Genomic DNA, 1,980 nt, shown 5'->3' on the forward strand with positions numbered 1-1,980 from the left:
GTACATGGTGCCGGCGCCGCTGATGGTGCTGGAGAAGCTGCCGCTCAATCCGAACGGGAAGGTGGACCGGCAGGCGTTGCCGGCGCCGGATGCGGCGCAGGTGGCATCCGAGCCGCCGCAGGGCGAAGTGGAGACGGCACTCGCTGCGATCTGGGCTGAAGTGCTGGGGCGCTCCGCTGTCGGCCGACACGACAACTTCTTCGCACTGGGGGGCCATTCGCTGGCCGTGCTGCAAACGCAGGCCAGCGTGCAGCAGGCGCTGGGCGGACGCCTTCCCCTCAAATCCTATTTCGAAAACGCGACGTTGAGCTGTCTGGCCAGCGTCCTGCAAGCGCATCTGACCGAGGGCGCAGCCAAGGAAGCGGCCGGTCTGGACGAGATCGACGATCTCCTTGCCTCTCTGGAGAATTGAATGGAACAACGCAAACAGGCCCTGGCCGAGCGATTCGTGGCACTTCCTGCCGGCAAGCGGCAGGAATTCCTGGCGGTATTGCGTCGTCAGGGGGTGGATTTTGGCCTGCTGCCGATCGTGCCCGCGCCGGCCGAGGAACGTCTGGTCCTGTCGGCGGCGCAACAACGGCAATGGTTCCTGTGGCAGCTCGATCCACAGAGCGCGGCTTATCACATCGCGGGGGCGCTGCGTCTGCGCGGTCATCTCGATGTCGGCGCACTCGAAGCCAGCTTTCAGGCGTTGGTCGCACGGCATGAATCCCTGCGCACGGTGTTCCGTGCCGATGCCAACGGACTGGCGGAGCAGGTGATTCATCCGGCGGTGACGGTGCGGGTGCCGCTGATGGATCTTGGCAGCGTGCCGGCACAAGCGCGCGACGCCCACGCCCGTGACCTCGCGCTGCGTCTGACTCGCGAGCCGTTCGATCTGGGCAGCGGACCGCTCCTGCGCGTGGCATTGCTGCGTCTGGCCGACGACGAGCATCTGCTGGTGGTGACGATGCACCACATCGTCTCCGACGGCTGGTCGATGCAGATCATCGTCAACGAATTCGTCGCGCAATATCGCGCCCGCGTGCAGGGCACGGCTGCGACGCTGCCCGACCTGCCAGTGCAATATGCGGACTTCGCACTGTGGCAACGCCACTGGCTCGACGCCGGCGAGCAGCAACGCCAGCTTGCGTATTGGCAGAATCGGCTCGGCAGTGAGCATCCCGTGTTGCAACTGCCGGCCGATCATGCTCGCCGTGCCACCGCCAGCTATCGTGCTGCGAAGCATGCCTTCGATATCCCGGCGCCGTTGGTGGCTGCGCTGCGCCGTCGTGTGCAGCAGGAGGGCGGCACGCTGTTCGCTGCGTTGCTGGGTGGACTGCAGGCGCTCCTGCATCGCTATACCGGGCAGCCCGATATCCGCGTGGGCACGCTCGTCGCCAACCGGCAGCGCCCCGAGGTGGCGGGCCTGGTCGGCTTCTTCGTCAACACGCAGGTACTGAGCAACCGGCTGGGTGCCGACATGCCGCTGCAGCAGGTGCTGCAACAGGCGCTGGACGGGGTGCTCGAAGCGCAGGCGCATCAGGATCTGCCATTCGACACGCTGCTGGACGTGCTGCGTCCCGAGCGCGGTCTGAGCGCGAATCCGTTGTTCCAGGTGCTGATCAATCACCAGCAGGAAGACTACCAGCCGAGCCACGATCTGCCGGGGCTCCATGTCTCGGGCGTGGACCTGGGCGCGGCCGAAACCGATTCGCGCTTCGAACTGATGCTCGATACGGTGGAGCGTGCCTCCGGCATCGTCGGTGTGCGCATGACCTACAGCGCCGACCTGTTCGAGGCATCCACCGTCGAACGATTGGGCCGACACTATCTGGCCATGCTGCAGGCACTGGCCGACGCTGCGGACCTGCCGTTGGGCGAGGTGCCGCTGCTCTCGTCGGAAGAGCGCACCCAGCTCTCGGCGTGGGGCACGAACGACGAACGCGCAGCGGAAGTGCCGCTGGTGCACGAGGCGGTGCAGGTGCATGCGCGCTTGCG

2 protein-coding genes are annotated in these 1,980 nt (G+C 66.3%); both read left to right on the forward strand.

Features of this window, described 5'->3' with window-relative positions; all coding sequences use genetic code 11:
- The coding region (locus tag ACIPHM_RS24565) for a phosphopantetheine-binding protein (RefSeq protein ID WP_400334300.1) at positions 1–412 on the forward strand (412 nt) is incomplete at its 5' end.
- Positions 413–1,980 (forward strand): condensation domain-containing protein (locus ACIPHM_RS24570; RefSeq protein WP_400334303.1); only part of this gene is annotated, 1,568 nt, incomplete at its 3' end.

Source organism: Pandoraea sp. NPDC087047 (assembly GCF_044745225.1).
In the GTDB taxonomy this organism is placed as follows: Bacteria; Pseudomonadota; Gammaproteobacteria; order Burkholderiales; family Burkholderiaceae; genus Pandoraea.